This window comes from Chlorobium sp. N1, from assembly GCF_004332115.1.
GTDB lineage: Bacteria > Bacteroidota > Chlorobiia > Chlorobiales > Chlorobiaceae > Chlorobium.
This window is the reverse complement of the sequence record NZ_SJPA01000001.1, coordinates 661832-678186: the sequence shown is the minus strand read 5'-3', so window position 1 is coordinate 678186 and position 16355 is coordinate 661832. Positions and strand designations below refer to the sequence as shown.

Here is a 16355-nt window from a genome sequence, read left to right as displayed (position 1 = left end):
CGGATCTTCCCTTGTCCTCACCGTCATACAATAGAAGGCGCTCCAAGAGGCGCTTAACACAAGCACACCGTACAATGTCGAACAATCCCGTCGCCAAAAGTCTGGACATCAACATGCTCCAGAAGAAGAAGGTTTACGAGCTGAACGCCATGGCCAAGGAGATCGGCGTCTCGGCCGCAGGGCTCCGCAAGGAGGAGCTGATCTTCAAGATCATCGAGGCGCAGTCGCAGAAGAGCTCCGATCCCGAAAGCGGCAACGTCATGGTCAATACCGGCGTCCTGCAGGTGATCCCCGAAGGCTACGGGTTTCTCCGCTCCCCGAACTACAACTACCTCTCCTCTCCCGACGACATCTACGTCTCTCCCTCCCAGATCAAGCGCTTCAGCATGCGGACCGGCGACACGGTCTGCGGCCAGGTGAGGGCCCCGAAGGAGGGCGAGCGGTTCTTCGCGCTGCTCAAAATCAACACCATCGACGGCGCCGAGCCGGAAATCACGCGCGAGCGGCCCTTCTTCGAGAACCTCACGCCGCTCTTCCCCCATGAGCGGCTGAAGCTCGAGACCAAGCAGAACGAGTACTGCGGGCGCATCATGGACATCTTCACCCCGATCGGCAAGGGCCAGCGCGGACTCATCGTCGCACAGCCCAAGACCGGCAAGACCATGCTGCTGCAGATGGTGGCCAACGCCATCATCAAGAACCACCCCGAGGTCTACCTCATCGTGCTGCTCATCGACGAGCGCCCCGAGGAGGTCACCGACATGGCCCGCAGCGTCGAGGCCGAGGTGGTCAGCTCCACCTTCGACGAGGACCCCGAGCGCCACGTCCAGGTGGCCGACATGGTCATGGAGAAGGCCAAGCGTCTCGTCGAGGTCGGACGCGACGTCGTGATCCTGCTCGACTCGATCACCCGCCTCGCCCGCGCCCACAACACCATCATCCCGCACTCCGGCAAGATCCTCTCGGGCGGTATCGACGCCAACGCGCTGACCAAGCCGAAGCGGTTCTTCGGCGCGGCCCGCAACATCGAGGAGGGGGGAAGCCTCACCATCATCGCCACGGCGCTCGTCGACACCGGCTCGCGCATGGACGACGTCATCTTCGAGGAGTTCAAGGGCACCGGCAACATGGAACTCGTGCTCGACCGCCGGCTCAGCGAGCGGCGCATCTTCCCGGCCATCGACATCCTCCGTTCCGGAACGCGCAAGGAGGAGCTGCTCTTCAGCCAGGAGGAGCTCTCGCGCACCTGGCTGCTCCGCAAGTACCTCGCCGAGAAGAATCCGATCGAGTGCATGGAGTTCATGCGCGAGAAACTCTCCGACACGAAGGACAACAAGGAGTTCTTCAAGTACATGAATCGATGATGTTTAGAGATTTTTTGCATTTTCTGTTTTTGGTTTAGAAAAATGTTCCTATATTATCAGCCTTTAAAACAAGAGGAAAGGTTACTACATGCCCTGCGGAAAAAAGAGAAAAAGACATAAGATGGCGGTCCACAAGCGTAAAAAGATGCGCCGTAAGAATCGTCACAAGAAGCGTCTGCGTTACCAGAACAAGTAAGTTCGGGTGTTGTCGCTGAGCGATCGTACAGGTTGAGAATATAGCTCAGTTGGTAGAGCATCTGCCTTTTAAGCAGAGGGTCGAAGGTTCGAGCCCTTCTATTCTCACTGATGTTCCTTGCAGATCATTGATTTTTACGTGCCCGAGTGGTGGAATTGGTAGACACACTATCTTGAGGGGGTAGCGCCGAAAGGTGTAGGAGTTCGAATCTCCTCTCGGGCACACAACGAAAAGCCGCTTTCAGAGCGGCTTTTCTGCTTTCCACCCTTACCGCAACCATTTCAACACGGGATTTCCATGGAGATAGCCGTCTGCGTCACGCTTGTGCCGGATACCGCGTCCGTCATCGGTTTCCGGGACGGAGCGCTCGACACGTCCAGGATCAGCGAGGTCCTCAACCCCTACGACGAATACGCCCTCGAGGAGGCGCTGCTCATGCGCGAGCGCCAGGGGGACGCCACGGTTCGGGTCTTCAGCGTCGCTCCCGCCTCGAAGAAGCCGCTTCTCCAGAAGGCTCTCGCCATGGGAGCGGACCGGCTCGTCATCGTCGAGGGCCCGGAGTCCTGCGATCCGTGGCAGACCGCCTCCATTCTTCGGGAGGCCTTCAGGGCGGTCTACGGGGAGGCGGTGCCGGAGCTTGTCCTGTGCGGCAGGGAGTCGACCGATTTCAGGAGCGGCGAGGTGCCGGGCATGCTTGCCACCCTTCTCGGAGTTCCTTCCCTCAGCGGGGTGACGAAGCTCGAGGCGGCGCCGGACGGCACGCTCCGGCTCGAGCGCGAGATCGAGGGGGGGCTCGAGCGCTTCGAGGCGCGGCTTCCGATCCTGCTCTCGGCGGAGAAGGGGCTGAACACGCCGCGCAAGACCAGCATGAAGGGGGTCATGGAGGCCCGGAAGAAACCCGTCGAGGTGCTTTCTGCCCGGGACGTTCCGGAGCCGAGGGTGTCGCTCGAATCCCTCCGGCCGGCAGAGCGGCACAAGGAGTGCCGCATGGCCGGGGACGTCCGGGAGCTGGTGCGCCTGCTCCGGAAAGGGGAGGTACTTTAATGGGACGCCATCTCGTCTTCCTCGAACAGCGCGAAGGCCGGCTGAAGGACGCTTCGCTCGACCTCCTGTCCCGTGTCCGGGAGATGGCCGGTCTCCGGGGCGAGGGTCCCATTGCGGCCGTGCTCGCCGGCCCTGTCGATGAGGGGATGCTCCCCGCCGCCGCCGGCACCCTCTACCACGCCGCCGACCCGTCGCTCGGCCTCTACGGCCGGGAGCCTTACGCCGCACTCGTTGAAGAGGCCGTGCGCCGGGAAGGCGCCGCCGAGGTGTATTTCGCCGAGGGGGCCCTCTCCGCCGACCTCGCACCCCTTCTCAGTGTCCGGCTTCGGGCCGCTCTCCTCGGTGGGTGCGGCGGACCTGATGGCTGCCTGCGACCGGTCTATTCCGGCGCGGCCCTGGCCGGGTTCCGCCCAGATGCCGAGATCCGCATCCACAGCGTCGCTTCCTCCGCCGGCCGGCAGGAGCGAGGCGGGGGGGAGCCGATGCGTGTCGTGGAACTTCCCGTTTCCGCAGGAGCTGATCCCGGGCCCGTCCTCCGCGAGCTGGTGATGCGGGTCGGCCTGGCGGACGTCGGCGAGGCCCGGGTCGTCGTTGCCGGCGGCAGGGGCGTCGGGGGGGCTGAAGGGTTCCGGCTGCTCGAGGAACTCGCCTCGCTCCTCGGCGGGGCGGTCGGCGCCAGCCGTGCGGCCGTCGACCTGGGGTGGCGCCCGCATGCGGAGCAGGTCGGCCAGACCGGCCGCTCCGTCTCTGCGGACCTCTACATCGCCTGCGGCGTCTCCGGTGCGGTGCAGCACCTCGCCGGCATCGCCCGCGCCGGCACGGTGGTCGCCATCAACACCGATCCCCATGCTCCGATTTTCGCTGTGGCCGACTACGGTTTCGTGGCCGATCTCCACACGGCCCTTCCCGCCTTCATCGAAGCGGTGCGGGAGTTGCGGAAATGAAATGATTAAGAGTACATTGACGTTGAGACTGTGAACGCAATTCCCTGCAGAGAGACCGCCATATGGACAAAGTACAGGTAGACATACTCGGGCTGTCGACAAGCCCGCATGCGAACGGCGCCTACGCCCTCATCCTCTACGAACTCGAGGGCAGCCGCCGGCTTCCGATCATCATCGGCGGGTTCGAGGCGCAGGCCATCGCCCTGAAGCTCGAGAACATCAAGCCTCCGCGGCCTTTCACCCACGACCTGTTCAAAAACGTGGCAGACGCCTTCGACCTGCACGTCAACGAAATCTTCATCGACGAACTTCATAACGAAACCTTCTACGCGAAGGTGGTCTGCGAGGTCAACGGCATAGTCCAGGAGATCGACGCACGCCCGAGCGACGCCATCGCCATTGCGGTCCGCTTCGGCGCTCCGGTGTATGTGAGTGAGGAGATCATGGCCGAGGCGGGCATAAAGGAGGAGCAGAAGGAAGAGGATGAGGCTGCCTCGGAGTTCGTGTCCGAAGAGGGTGGTATCGAGGAACTCGAGGCGCCATTACCCCCTCCGGGGCCCGGTGCGAAGCTCGAAGAGCTGCAGTCGGCGCTTGCCGAGGCGGTACAGAGCGAGAACTACGAGGAGGCCGCCAGGCTGCGTGATGAGATCTCACGCCTCAGGAGCAGCTCCTGAGGGAGCGCCGAACAGGGTTGTCATAATAAAAAAAGGAGGCAGATGCCTCCTTTTTTCTTGGGTGCGCCCAATTCTGAACGATGCGGCTCAGAGTCCGACGCGCAGACCGAGCAGGACGCTGTGCGTACCGGCCTGAGAATCGTTCAGGAACTCCATCGTCGAGAAGTAGCGGTAGCGGGCGTCGATCATCACGCTGCCACCGACCGGTACGGCTACGCCGGCACCGATCTGGTAGGCCAGTGCGTTCTCGTTGCTGCTCGTCGCGCCGATGTCGTGGAGCTTGATCTGGGCGACGCCGACGCCTGCCGTCACATAGGGCTCGAACCCGCCGGCATCGATGTCGTAGTAGCCGTTGGCGAGCAGCGAGTAGATCTGGACCTCTCCGCCCGAAGCATTGGTGTTGTAGAAGTCGACGTCGCTCTGCTGGTAGCCGCCCTCGAGTTCGAGCCGGTAGTCGCCGTAGTCGCAACCGAGCGCACCGAGCACGATGTAGCCGCCGTCCATGACGAGGTTGTCGGCGGTGTTCGGGGCGTCGTCGATGTCGTTCATCCAGGAGATGCCGGCGTTGCCGCTGATGTAGTGGTCCGCCGCCATTGCCGGGGAAGCTGCAAAGCCCGTAAATGCCAGCCCCGCAGCCAGGATCGCGATGTTCTTTTTCATGGTAGTTGTCATTTTGTGGTTGTCCGTCTTTTTCGGTTATGTATGCATGAACTACATGAAATGGGGATTCATATATATAATGTATATAAAATTGGCGTAGAGGCAAAGCCTATTCGAGGATTGCGGGGAATAAAAAAGCCGGCCACAACGGGCCGGCTCGGGTGGTGCTGTAGGGCGTCGGCTTATTCCATGCCGGTGCCGAAGCTGAAGAGGAAGTTCCAGCCGGTCTTGTCGGCGTCCAGGTGCGGTTTGTCGAAGCCGTAGCCGTAGTCGATGCCGACCTGGCCGATGATCGGGAGGAACAGCCGCAGTCCGAGGCCCGCGGACTTCTTGAGGCTGCTGAAGTCGACCTCGGAGCCGTTCATCCAGATGTCGCCGGCCTCGGCGAAGACGAGGGCGTAGACGCTGGCCGAGGAGGAGAGCGTCAGCGGGTAGCGGACCTCGGTGGTGAACTTCGAGTAGATCTTTCCGCCGTAGAGTTCCGAGGTCGAGTCGTCTCCGAGTTTCGTGCCGAGGCTGCGGTCGTCGTAGCCGCGCAACGCCACGGTCGGGAGCGATGACATGCCGCTGCCGCCCATGTAGAAGTACTCGGTGTAGGGAATGTAGTCGCTGCTGGAGAACGTTCCGAGGTAGCCGTGCTGGGTCGAGAGGTTCAGGACGAACTTGCGGTTGAGCGGCACATACCAGCTGGAACTGCCGGTAAACTTGTAGAAGTCGACGGTGCCGGGCAGGATGCCGCCGGCGAGCTGCGCAGAGATCCAGTTCTTGCTGCCGTTGCGCGGATAGATCGGGTTGTCGATGCTGTTGCGCGTGATGGTCTGGGTGACGGAGTACTCGTCGGACGTCTGGGGCGCGCTGCTGTCGATGAAGGTGAGGAACTCGCCTTCGCTGTGCAGGTACTTCAGGCGCCAGTTGACGGAGAAGTAGTCGTCGGGCCAGCTGAGGCGCTTGCCGACGGAGAGGGTCGTGCCGTACTGGTCGACCGGTTTCGGGTTGTATTCCCCGTCGTCGGTGTAGTCGTAGGAGCGGTGGCTCGTAAAGGCAGAGAATCCGACCGATGTCGGGGTGTCGAACGCCCAGGGCTCGGTGAAGTTGAGCGAGAGGGTCCGGTACTCGTCGCTGCCGAACTGCCACTGGAATCCGAGTTTCTGGCCGTCGCCATGCGGGATGGGCTTGTAGGCCTCGGCCTTGAAAATGTCCTCGAGCGAGAAGTTGTTGAAGGTTACGCCGAGGCCGCCGGTGAAGCCGGCATCGCTGTACCCGACGGAGGCGTTGAAGGTGTCGGTCTGCTTCTCTTCGACGTTGTAGGTGAGGTCGACGGTGCTCGTTTCAGGATGCGGATCGATGTCGGGCTGCAGGGTCTCCGGGTTGAAGTAGTTGAGCATGTTGAGCTCGCGGACGCTGCGCACGACGTTCTTGCGGCTGAACATGTCGCCAGGTACGGTGTGGAGCTCGCGGCGGATGACATGGTCCTTCGTTTTGGTGTTGCCCTTGATGCCGATCCTGTCGAGCTGGAACTGTCCGCCCTCTTCGATGTTGATCAGAAGGTCTATCGAGTCGGGCTGCACCACCTGCTCCTGCAGCTTTGCCCGGTAGGCGAGGTAGCCGCGGTCGAGGTAGAGGGAGCTGACGTCGGTGTTGTCCTCAGAGTAGTTGAGCCTTTCCTGGATCCGCTTGGCGTTGTAGAGGTCGCCTTTCTTGATGGCGAAGGTTGCGTTCAGGATCTCCGTGGTCGCGAAGTCCTTCGAGTTGCCGGTCCAGGTGATGTTGCGGATGTGGTACTCGGGACCTTCATAGAGGTAGAGGTCGAGCAGGAGCCCCTTGTTGTTCTTCGTGTAGGAGACCTCGTGGCGCAGGATGCGGGCGTCGCGGTAGCCGTTGTTGCGGTAGAACTCCACGAGCAGGTCCTTGTCCTCCTGCAGCTTGTCCCGGTCGAGTTTCGGGCTGCCGAAGATTCTCCGCCACCAGGAGTTCTGGTGGGTCTCCTTCAGGACGCCGCGCAGTTTGCCCTGGTCGAAGGCCTTGTTGCCGTGGAAGGTGATCTTCTCGATAGAGACTTTCTTTCCTTCGCTGATGGTGAAGAGCGCGGTGACGTGGTTCGTTTTTTCGGACTTCTGGAGCTTGAACTCTGCACCTGCGGTGAGGTAGCCCTTGCCGGCGTACAGCTTCTCGATCTTGTTCGCCGCGGTGACGAGCTCCTGCTCGGTCACGGTCTTCGTGAGCGGGAGGGTTGCGGTCTTTTCCAGTTCCTCCGTCTTGATCTTCTTGTTTCCCCTGAAGGCGACGGCGTCGAGCACCGGGAGCTCGCCGACCCTGAACTTGAGTGCGATCCTGCGTCCGCCGAGGTCCTGGCGCTCGATCGTGATGTCGCTGAAGTAGCCGAGGTTCCAGAGGTACTGCATGGCGCCGGAGAGTTCCGGGCCGGGAATCGGGATGCGCTGGCCCTCTTTCAGGGGGAGGCTGCCCTTGAGGTCCTCCTCCTTGAGCGCCTGCAGGCCGCTGAACGAGATGGAGGCGACGGTGAAGAGTTCCTCCTGCGGCTGCGCGGCGGTTGCCGGCGCCGCAAGGGCTTCGGCCCCTTTCGACGGGGATGCGAGGAGTGCTGCGAGCAGAAGGGTGAGGGCTGGTTTGTTCGGGATGTTCATCGAGCGTTCTCGTTCAGACGGGTTAATGCTTGGGTTCCGGGTGTATCGGCTTTGCGGACCTGATCGCTGGTCTGGCCGAAGCGGCGCTCCCTGCCCTGGTAGTCGCGGATGGCGTCGTAGAGCTGGGTGCGGCGGAAGTCGGGCCAGTAGGTGTTGGTGAAATAGATTTCGGAATAGGCGCTCTGCCAGATCATGAAGTTGCTGATGCGGAACTCGCCGCTGGTGCGGATGATGAGCTCCGGGTCGGGGATGGAGGCGGTCGAAAGCCGCGATTCTATGAGCTTTTCGGTGACGTCGTCGGGATCGAGGACTCCCGCCTTCACCTCTTCGGCAATGGTTTTGCAGGCCTGTGCTATGTCCCACTTGCCGCTGTAGCTGAGCGCGATGTTCAGCACGAGCGCGCTGTTGTTCTTCGTGAGCTCGATCGTGTGCTCGAGCACCGTGCGGACCTTCTCCGGCAGGAGGGCGGTGTTGCCGATGACGTTCAGCCGGATGTTGTTGTCGTGCAGGGCGCGGGTCTCGCGGGCGAGGATGCGCACGATCAGCTGCATGAGGGCGGAGACCTCTTTTTCGGGGCGCTTCCAGTTTTCGGTGGAGAAGGTGAAGAGCGTGAGGTAGCCGATTCCGAGCTGGGCCGAGGCCTCCACCACGTCGCGTACCGAGTTGACGCCGGCGGCATGGCCCTCGACGCGGGTCTTGCCTTTCAGGCGCGCCCAGCGGCCGTTGCCGTCCATGATGATGGCGATGTGCGAGGGGAGCTCGCACGTGGACTTCAGCTCTCTCTGCGCCCTGACGTCTTCGGTTTCGATATCCCCGGTGAACCAGTGCCCTTTTTTCATGGCGGATTGGTCCAGTTTCTTTATCAGGGCCATGTGTTTCGTGTGCTCCGTATCGGTATTCCTGTTGCCCGTTTTTCCGGCGTTAGACAGCGTTCTCTTTCGATCGATCTTCAAAACGGTTCAAATTGAATAATATGGATCTATTTGTTATTATACAAACCTTACAGCCAATCGGACCCCCTGCAGTTTTGAAGGGTTATCGGGGCCCGACCTGCGTGTCCCGCTGCCCCGGGCCGTCCACCAAATAACAATCCAGAAGAGCCGTGCAATTCAGTAGTTACGCAGACCTCCGCTCCAGCCTGCTCAGCGGCAAGACCACGTGCGAAGCGGTCACCGCCGGGTATCTCGAGCGCATCCGGAGCCATGAGGGCGACAACATATACATCACGGTGTTCGCCGAGGAAGCGATGGAACGGGCCCGCCAGCTCGACCTGAAGCTTGCCGGAGGCGCCGCCCCCGGCCGCCTTTTCGGCCTTCCGATGGCCATCAAGGACAACATCTCGATGAAGGGCGTCCGGCTCACCTGCGCCTCGAAAATGCTCGAGAACTACGAGAGCGTCTACGACGCCACGGCCGTCCAGCGCCTCGAGTCGGAGGACGCCATCTTCCTCGGCAAGACCAACATGGACGAGTTCGCCATGGGCAGCTCGAACGAGAACTCCGCGTTCGGTCCCGTGCCGAACCCCTTCGACAGCACCCGCGTTCCGGGCGGCAGCTCCGGCGGATCGGCGGCGGCCGTGGCCGCAGGCCTCTGCATGGTGGCCCTCGGTTCCGACACCGGCGGATCGGTCCGCCAGCCGGCAGGGTTCTGCGACATCGTCGGTCTCAAGCCGACCTACGGCCGCATCTCGCGCTACGGCCTCGTGGCCTTCGCCTCCTCGTTCGACCAGATCGGCGTGCTCTCGCTGAACTGCCGGGACGCGGCCCTCGTGCTCGGGGTGCTGGCGGGTGTCGACCCCCGGGACGCCACCTCATCCTCGCACCCGGTCGCCTCCTACGGTGAGGAGATGGACGCCCTCTCGCTCGAGGGGCTGCGGGTCGGCGTGCCCGAAGAGTTCTTCAACGAGGGGCTCAATCCCGACGTGGCCAACATCGTCCGCGAGCGGCTCGAATCGCTCCGCGAGCGCGGCGCCGAGCTCATAGACATCAAGCTCCCCAACAGCGACTACGCCATCGCCGCCTACTACATCCTCGTCACCGCCGAGGCCTCGAGCAACCTCGCCCGCTTCGACGGCGCCCGTTACGGCTACCGCTCCGCTGCGGCCGACGACCTCAGCTCGATGTACGTCAAGTCCCGCACCGAAGGGTTCGGAGCGGAGGTCAAGCGCCGCATCATGCTCGGCACCTACGTGCTCTCCGCCGGCTACTACGACACCTACTACAAGAAGGCGCAGCAGGTGCGCCGCGTCTTCCAGGACCGCTATCGGGAGGCGCTCGGGAAGGTCGACGTCATCGCCGGCCCCACCTCGCCCTTCCCCCCCTTCGGCATCGGCGACAAGACGGCCGATCCGCTCGAGATGTACCTGGCCGACGTCTATACGGTTCCGGCCAGCATCGTCGGCATGCCCGCCCTCAGCGTTCCGGTCGGCTACGACAGCACCGGCCTGCCGGTCGGCATCCACCTGATCAGCAATTTCTTCGAGGAGGGCCGGATGCTCGGCATCGCGCGCCATCTCGAGCGCCCGGAGTCCTCACGCAAACCAGCCATCAGCAACCACTAAACAACCTTAATACTATGAGCGTACTGGTCAATAAGGATACCCGCCTGGTCGTCCAGGGCATCACCGGCGGCGAGGGGACCTTCCATACTTCGCAGATCCTCGAGTACGGCACCAACGTCGTCGCCGGCGTCACCCCCGGCAAGGGCGGGGTGATGTACAACGGCAACGACCGCGACAAGTTCTGCCGCCCCGTTCCGGTCTTCAACACCGTCAGGGAGGCTGTCCTGAAGGCCGAGGCCAACGCCACCGTGATCTTCGTGCCGGCAGCCTTCGCCGCCGACGCCATCATGGAGGCCGCCGACGCCGGGCTGAAGGTGATCATCTGCATCACCGAGGGCATCCCGGTCAACGACATGATGAAGGCTTACGCGTTCGTCCAGGAGAAGGGCGCGGTGCTCGTCGGGCCGAACTGCCCGGGCGTCATCACCCCCGGCGAGGCCAAGATCGGCATCATGCCGGGCTTCATCCACAAGAAGGGCTCGATCGGCGTCATCTCCCGCAGCGGCACCCTGACCTACGAGGCCGTCCACCAGCTCACCCAGGTCGGGCTCGGCCAGTCGACCTGCATCGGCATCGGCGGCGACCCCATCATCGGCACCCGCTTCATCGACGCCGTGAAGATGTTCGCCAAGGACGACGAGACCGAGGGTCTCATCATGATCGGCGAGATCGGCGGCAGCGCCGAGGAGGAGGCTGCCGAGTACATTAAAAAGTATTTCAAGAAGCCGGTCGTCGGCTTCATCGCCGGCCGAACGGCACCTCCCGGCCGCAGGATGGGACATGCCGGCGCCATCGTCTCCGGCGGCAAGGGTACCGCCGAAGAGAAGATCAAGGCGATGCAGGCCGCCGGCATCCATGTCGTCGACAGCCCGGGCGAGATGGGCGAGGCGATGCTGAAGGCCCTCGGCCGCTCGGCATCCTGACAGGGACTGCAGCATAAGAGAGAAGAACCCCCGCCTCGGCGGGGGTTCGCTGTTTATGGCGAAGGCACCGGTCTTGTCTTTTGTTCGATAGTCTTTTGCAAATCCTCATCATTCGATGTATGAGCAGGCAGGAGGAGGCACTCGATCCGACCAGAAACCGGGGGATGATTCGAGCCGCTGATATTGAATCGGAAGGGTTACGGCGTCGTTTTATCTGGATTCAGAGAAAACGACACCGTGGATGGCCTTTGTGAAAAAGTCAAAGCCGAGCATGCCCTGTGGTGGTTTGCCGGACGTTATTGCAGAAATGGCGGCATTCCTTGTTCCGGTCATCGAAAGCATGGATTCGAAGGAGTGTGTTGGGGAGAGCCGGGAGCCGTTCCGGGGGTGGGCCCATGATGGTCGAGCGTCCTCCCCGCTGAGGCGGGGGTCGCTGTTTCAGGGCAGTGGGGGGGAAGAGGTGTTTCGTTCTTCCGGCTTCAGAGCCCGAGGGTGAGCAGGTCGTGCAGGTGGATGATTCCGACGGGCCGGCCGTCGTTGTCGCAGACCATGAGCTGCGTGATGCGCCAGGTCTCGAGCACGTCGAGGCACTCCTTGGCGAGCATGTCGCTTCCGGCCGTTTTCGGTTCCGGGGTCATGACCTCCCCGGCCCTGAGCGAGAGATACTCTCCGCCCTTCTGGACGAGGCGGCGGAGGTCGCCGTCGGTGAAGATCCCTTTCAGTCGCCCATCCTTGTCGACGACGGCGCTGACGCCGTAGCGCTTTGCGGTCATTTCGAGGATCAGTTCGGCGAGGGTCGCGCTCTCCTCCACCACCGGCACCGCATCCTCCTTGGCCATGATGTCGCGGACCCTGACGGTGAGGCGCCGTCCGAGCGCGCCTTTGGGGTGGCTGAGGGCGAAGTCGCGCTGGGTGAACCGTTTCTCCTCCATCAGCGCGATGGCAAGGGCGTCGCCCATGGCGAGCATGGCGGTCGTCGAGGTCGTCGGCGCCAGGTCGTAGGGGCAGGCCTCTTCCGAGATTCCGGTGTCGAGCACGATGTCGGCGTTCTCGCCGAGGAAGGAGCGCCGGCTGCCGGTCATGGCGATGATCTTCACTCCGATCTGGCGCAGCGGGGGGATGATGAAGTTGAGCTCCTCGGTGGTGCCGCTTTTGGAGAGGCCGATGACGACGTCCTCTTTCTGCACGATGCCGAGGTCTCCGTGGGCCGCTTCGGCGGGGTGGAGGAAGACGGCGGTCGAGCCGGTCGAGCTCATGGTGGCGGCCATCTTCTGGCCGATGATGCCGGACTTGCCCATCCCGGAGATGATGATCTTGCCCCGGCAGCCGGCAAGGAGGCCGACGGCCTCGGCGAAGCTGCCCTCAAGCCGTTCGGCCATGGTGCGGATGGCTTCGGCCTCCTGCAGGAGGATGTTCTTTCCCTTCAGGGTGAGCGGGTGGAGGGTGTCGGGGGAGGGCGTTCTCTCCATCGTGTTTTCGGGTGGGGGTTCGCTGAAAAGAGTCCGGTTGTCCTTTCAATAAAAAGGAATATCGGCTACATTGCAATAACTTCCGTTTCCTTCATCACTCATTCCCGTTCCGATTATGAGCTGGATCCCCATCATGGTCTTTTCGCTGCTGGTGTTCTTCTTCTTCATCTTCCTGCTCCGCAAGTTCGTGGGCTACATGAAAAGGGAACAGTCGCTCGAGATCGAGTCCCTGAAGTCGACCCTCATCGACCCCGACAACCCGATCGGGCTCAGCGGAACGGAGCTCGACAAGCTCAAAAAGCAGCAGCAGGAGGCCCAGGCCCACCTGCGAGAGGTGATCTCCAAGATCCCCGTCAAGGAGAAGGACGGGCGGTTCCAGATCGACGAGGAGGAGGTGCGCCGCCGCCGCGAGTCCCAGAACGGCACCGGCGATGAAGCCCGGAAGCCGGACGTTTCAGGGCAGGCATAGTTTCCGACGGGTCAGCGCCGATGCTCTTTTCGAAGCTCAAGCTCCTCTTCAAGGACACCGTCATCTACGGGACGAGCACCATCCTCGCCCGCAGCCTCAACTACCTGCTGGTTCCGCTCTACGCCAACCAGCTATCCACCTTCGACAACGGCATCCAGACGCTGGTCTACGCCAACATCGCCATCGCCAACGTCCTCTTCTCCTACGGACTGGAGACCTCCTACCTGAAGAGCGCCTCCGACGCCATGCGCGAAGGGCGGGACGAGCGGGGACTCTTCTCGACGGCGTTCATCTCGCTCCTTTTCACCTCGACCCTTTTCACCGCGCTGCTGTTCCTGCTCGCGCCGCAGGTCTCGACCATGATCGGGCTTTCGCCCGGCGAGCAGCCCTTCATCCGCTACGCGGCCCTGATCCTCTGGATCGACACCCTGCTTGTGATCCCCTTCGCCGAGCTGCGGCTCAAGCGCCAGGCGGTTCGATTCGCCGTGGCGCGCATTTCGGGCGTTCTCATGGTGGTCGCGAGCGCTTTCGTCCTGCTCGGTCCGCTCCGGCAGGGACTTTCAGGGGCGTTTTTCGCCAACATCCTCGGCTCCCTCCTGACCCTCGCGATGCTCCTTCCGGTGCTCCGACGCCTGAAGGCCGCCTTCTCCTTCGCCGAGCTCCGCGAGATGCTCAAAATCGGCCTGCCCTACGTGCCTACCGGCATCGCCGGCCTCCTCATCCACCTCGTCGACCGCAACATCCTCATCCGCATGCCCGCTTCCGACATCGAGCGCATCTACGGCAGCGGGTTCGAGGCCTCTGACGTGGTCGGCATCTACGGCCGGGTGGCGGCCTTCGGGGTGGTGCTGCAGCTCCTGATCCAGGTGTTCCGCTTCGCCTGGCAGCCCTTCTTCCTCCAGCACTCCGCCGATCCCGACGCCAAGCGGCTCTTCCGCCACGTGCTGAGCATTTCGACCGTGCTCACCATGTTCATCGCACTCGCCGCCACCTTCTTCGTGCCGGACCTCGTGCGCCATCACTACGGAGGGAGGCTCTACCTCCTGCCGCCCGGCTACTGGATCGGTCTTTCGGTATTGCCGTGGATCTTCCTCAGCTACGTCTTCGACATGGTTTCGACCAACCTTTCGGCCGGCATCCTCATCACCGGCACGACCCGCTACCTTCCGGCGGTGACCTTCGCCGGCGCGGCGGTGACGGGCTTTTTCTGCTGGTGGCTGATTCCCCTTTCGGGGATGGAGGGCGCGGCCTGGGCGATTGTCGCCGGCACGGTGGTGATGAGCGCCATGATGGCCTACTTCTCGCTGCGCGCCTATCCGGTCCGCTACGACTGGGAGAAGCTGCTGGTCCTTCTTCTGGCGGGTGTCGGCGCCGGGTGGGCCGGGACGGTTCCCGGGGTGTTGCCGGCCGATGCGGCACTCAAGGGTGCGCTGCTTGCCGGCTACCTGCTGGTTGCGGCGTTCTTGTTCCGAGAGGAGTCGGCGCTCGTCCTCCGCAAACTCCGGGGCCGGCTGGCGCGGGGCCGCTGAGGGCCGGAGTCGGCCCCCGGAGGTTTCTTCAGCGCAGGATCTCCTCCACCATCCGGCGGAGCTCCGAAACGGCGATGCCGTTCGATTCGGCAATCGAGCGCATGCTCTCGTCCGCTTTCGAGCTGACGCCCTTGGCTTCGAGGGCGAGCCGGAGCGATTCCGGCGCGACGCCTCCCTCTTCCGCTAGGGCTTCGAGCGTCCTGCGCCCGAACCCTTCCTTGCCGATCTCCTGTTTGGCCGGCCGGATGAGCCGGTAGGCTTCGGCCGCCGTCATGCCGGCGCGCTTCGAGATCTGGCCGAGGGTCTCATTCGTGGATCTGGCGTCGAGCCCGGCGTTGCGGAGGGTTTCGAGTATCTCTTCGGCGCTCATCGGAACCGAGGGCTGCTCGGCGAGCTCTTTGAGCGTCATCGCCTCGGCATGGGGGACCGGCGGTTCGGCGGCAGTGCTTTCCCATCCGTTCTTCAGCTGGTCGCCGAGCGCGGTGATGCCGGAGAACGGCTGCATCTTCAGTGCGGTGCCGACGCCGACGAGGAGGGTGAGAAGCAGGATCAGGGAGAGCTCCAGCGGGTGGCTGAGCCCCTTTGACGCCCTGGCCTTGATGTAGCTGAGGAAGGCTTTCCAGTTGATGAGGAAGAGGTGGAAGATCGAGAGCACGGCGAACGCGAGGCCGAAGAGGGTGTGCTGGTCCTGCCAGGCGCTTTTGGTGAGTCCGAGGATCTGCCAGCCGCTCCAGTTGGCCACCCTGCCGGGAGGGGCGATGAAGAGCACGACTCCCGAGACGAGGAGCATGAGGAAGGAGGTGACGAGGCCGAGGCTGATGAAGATCCTCCAGTTGACGGCTTTTTTCATGGTGGGGTGTTTGTTGGTTCAGGCCGGCGCTATGGCTCCCGGCCCTCTGTGGTTTCGCGCCAGCGCTCCTGGTGCGTGACGAACTTGCGCGACGAGAGCTGGCGGAGCATGGCCTTGAGCGAATCGCGCTGGGCGGGGGTGCAGACTGCGGCGAGTTCGTGGAAGTGGCTGGCGAGCGCGTTCTCGACGAGGGCGTGGCGACGGCCGAGTTCCGTGGCCAGCGCGGAGATCTTGAGGGTGTCGGGGGTCTGGCTGAAGGACTCTTCGACCAGCTGCTCTTTCAGCGAGGCGATGGCCTTCATTTCGGGCCATACCTTCCGGAAATGCTCGCGGCGGAGCTCCTGGAAGGAGCGGGCCTGCTCGCTTGTCAGGGAGAGCGGGAGCTGGAAGAAGACCTGGCGGCTTACCTCGCGCGTCACCCTCACCGGACCGGGTTCGGGCTTGCGGGTGTTCTGCCACCAGAGCACCCCGAGCAGGGTGACGTTCAGGATGACGAGGAGTATGAGGGCCGTGGTGACGAGCCGTTTCGTGGTCAGGAAGTTCATGGCATGTGGGCAGTCATGTTGTCGGTGCCGGTTGCGGTTGGGGTCGGCTTTGCCAGCGTTTCCTCATCGGGCCTGCAGGTCGGCCGGAGCCGCTTCCGTCTCCGCCGGGGCGTCGGGGACCGGCTGGTCCTGGTAGTAGGCGAAGGTCGAGCTGGAGTAGTCGTCGCCGAAGCTTGAGAGCATCTCGCTGATGGCGGGCGTGGAGTCCCCGGCGTTCTGGATGAGCACGACGAGCGCCGAGCCGAGGTTGATGAGGATGAGCAGCAGCATGAAGGCGAGCCGGTAGTTCGCCGCTCTAGGGGCGCCGGTCCGGCCGAGGGCTCCTGTGGCCGAATCGCGCTCGATGCGTTCGTTCAGTCGCGCCCGGAACAGGTGGTGGGCCTCTATGCCTCCCATCCTCTCCAGGATCTCCATCGTCTTTCGTGCTTCCTCTCTGGCGTGCATGTCGTTATGGCTTGTACGGCTCATCGTTTCAGGGGTTGT

General features: G+C 63.0%; 15 protein-coding genes and 2 tRNA genes. 10 read left to right on the top strand and 7 right to left on the bottom strand.

Annotation, left to right across the window (positions count from 1 at the left end; all coding sequences use genetic code 11):
• Window positions 1–74: 74 nt before the first annotated feature.
• From rho to E0L29_RS03075, 6 genes are all read left to right on the top strand, one after another.
• Window positions 75–1364, top strand: coding sequence for a transcription termination factor Rho (gene rho, locus E0L29_RS03100; RefSeq protein ID WP_131354474.1), 1290 nt, complete (start codon window positions 75–77; stop codon window positions 1362–1364).
• Between the two features lie 230 nt (window positions 1365–1594).
• A tRNA-Lys gene (locus E0L29_RS03095) sits at window positions 1595–1667 on the top strand.
• A 33-nt stretch (window positions 1668–1700) separates the two neighbouring features.
• A tRNA-Leu gene (locus E0L29_RS03090) sits at window positions 1701–1782 on the top strand.
• Window positions 1783–1857: 75 nt separating this feature from the next.
• Window positions 1858–2604 (top strand): electron transfer flavoprotein subunit beta/FixA family protein, encoded by a 747-nt coding sequence (locus tag E0L29_RS03085; RefSeq protein ID WP_131354471.1) that lies wholly within the window; start codon window positions 1858–1860, stop codon window positions 2602–2604.
• Window positions 2604–3548, top strand: coding sequence for an electron transfer flavoprotein subunit alpha/FixB family protein (locus E0L29_RS03080; RefSeq protein WP_131354468.1), 945 nt, complete (start codon window positions 2604–2606; stop codon window positions 3546–3548). The genes E0L29_RS03085 and E0L29_RS03080 overlap by 1 nt, the downstream gene beginning before the upstream one ends.
• Before the next feature lie 62 nt (window positions 3549–3610).
• Window positions 3611–4222: a bifunctional nuclease family protein gene (locus E0L29_RS03075; RefSeq protein WP_131354465.1), complete on the top strand. Its 612-nt coding sequence runs from the start codon at window positions 3611–3613 to the stop codon at window positions 4220–4222.
• Between the two features lie 87 nt (window positions 4223–4309).
• Here E0L29_RS03075 and E0L29_RS03070 read toward each other — a convergent pair whose 3' ends face one another.
• From E0L29_RS03070 to E0L29_RS03060, 3 genes are all read right to left on the bottom strand, one after another.
• A complete protein-coding gene (locus tag E0L29_RS03070) occupies window positions 4310–4882 on the bottom strand; it encodes an outer membrane beta-barrel protein (protein ID WP_242664249.1) in 573 nt (190 codons plus the stop codon).
• A 182-nt stretch (window positions 4883–5064) separates the two neighbouring features.
• A complete protein-coding gene (gene bamA / locus E0L29_RS03065; RefSeq protein WP_131354459.1) occupies window positions 5065–7527 on the bottom strand; it encodes an outer membrane protein assembly factor BamA in 2463 nt (820 codons plus the stop codon).
• Window positions 7524–8399: an isoprenyl transferase gene (locus E0L29_RS03060; RefSeq protein WP_131354456.1), complete on the bottom strand. Its 876-nt coding sequence runs from the start codon at window positions 8397–8399 to the stop codon at window positions 7524–7526. The genes bamA and E0L29_RS03060 overlap by 4 nt, the downstream gene beginning before the upstream one ends.
• A 230-nt stretch (window positions 8400–8629) precedes the next feature.
• Between E0L29_RS03060 and gatA the strand changes: the two genes are divergently transcribed.
• Complete coding sequence (gene gatA, locus E0L29_RS03055) at window positions 8630–10087, top strand: Asp-tRNA(Asn)/Glu-tRNA(Gln) amidotransferase subunit GatA (protein WP_131354453.1); 1458 nt, start codon at window positions 8630–8632, stop codon at window positions 10085–10087.
• Window positions 10088–10101: 14 nt separating this feature from the next.
• Window positions 10102–11010 carry a succinate--CoA ligase subunit alpha gene (gene sucD / locus E0L29_RS03050; protein ID WP_131354450.1) on the top strand — a complete coding sequence of 303 codons (909 nt, stop codon included), beginning with the start codon at window positions 10102–10104 and terminating at the stop codon, window positions 11008–11010.
• 479 nt (window positions 11011–11489) lie between these two features.
• Here the strand turns inward: sucD and E0L29_RS03045 are convergent, their stop codons facing one another.
• Complete coding sequence (locus E0L29_RS03045) at window positions 11490–12479, bottom strand: KpsF/GutQ family sugar-phosphate isomerase (RefSeq protein ID WP_131354447.1); 990 nt, start codon at window positions 12477–12479, stop codon at window positions 11490–11492.
• 115 nt (window positions 12480–12594) lie between these two features.
• On the opposite strand from E0L29_RS03045, the gene E0L29_RS03040 reads away from it, so the two are divergent.
• The gene (locus tag E0L29_RS03040; protein WP_131354443.1) at window positions 12595–12948 is read left to right on the top strand and encodes a hypothetical protein; all 354 of its coding nucleotides are present in this window, start codon (window positions 12595–12597) and stop codon (window positions 12946–12948) included.
• Window positions 12949–12968: 20 nt separating this feature from the next.
• Window positions 12969–14477: an oligosaccharide flippase family protein gene (locus E0L29_RS03035; protein ID WP_131354440.1), complete on the top strand. Its 1509-nt coding sequence runs from the start codon at window positions 12969–12971 to the stop codon at window positions 14475–14477.
• A 28-nt stretch (window positions 14478–14505) separates the two neighbouring features.
• Here the strand turns inward: E0L29_RS03035 and E0L29_RS03030 are convergent, their stop codons facing one another.
• The 3 genes from E0L29_RS03030 to E0L29_RS03020 form a co-directional block, all read right to left on the bottom strand.
• Window positions 14506–15327: a DUF4405 domain-containing protein gene (locus E0L29_RS03030; RefSeq protein WP_131354435.1), complete on the bottom strand. Its 822-nt coding sequence runs from the start codon at window positions 15325–15327 to the stop codon at window positions 14506–14508.
• 29 nt (window positions 15328–15356) lie between these two features.
• Window positions 15357–15872 carry a periplasmic heavy metal sensor gene (locus tag E0L29_RS03025; RefSeq protein WP_131354432.1) on the bottom strand — a complete coding sequence of 172 codons (516 nt, stop codon included), beginning with the start codon at window positions 15870–15872 and terminating at the stop codon, window positions 15357–15359.
• Between the two features lie 63 nt (window positions 15873–15935).
• Window positions 15936–16340, bottom strand: a complete 405-nt coding sequence (locus E0L29_RS03020; protein WP_131354429.1) for a hypothetical protein — start codon at window positions 16338–16340, stop codon at window positions 15936–15938.
• Window positions 16341–16355: the final 15 nt, after the last annotated feature.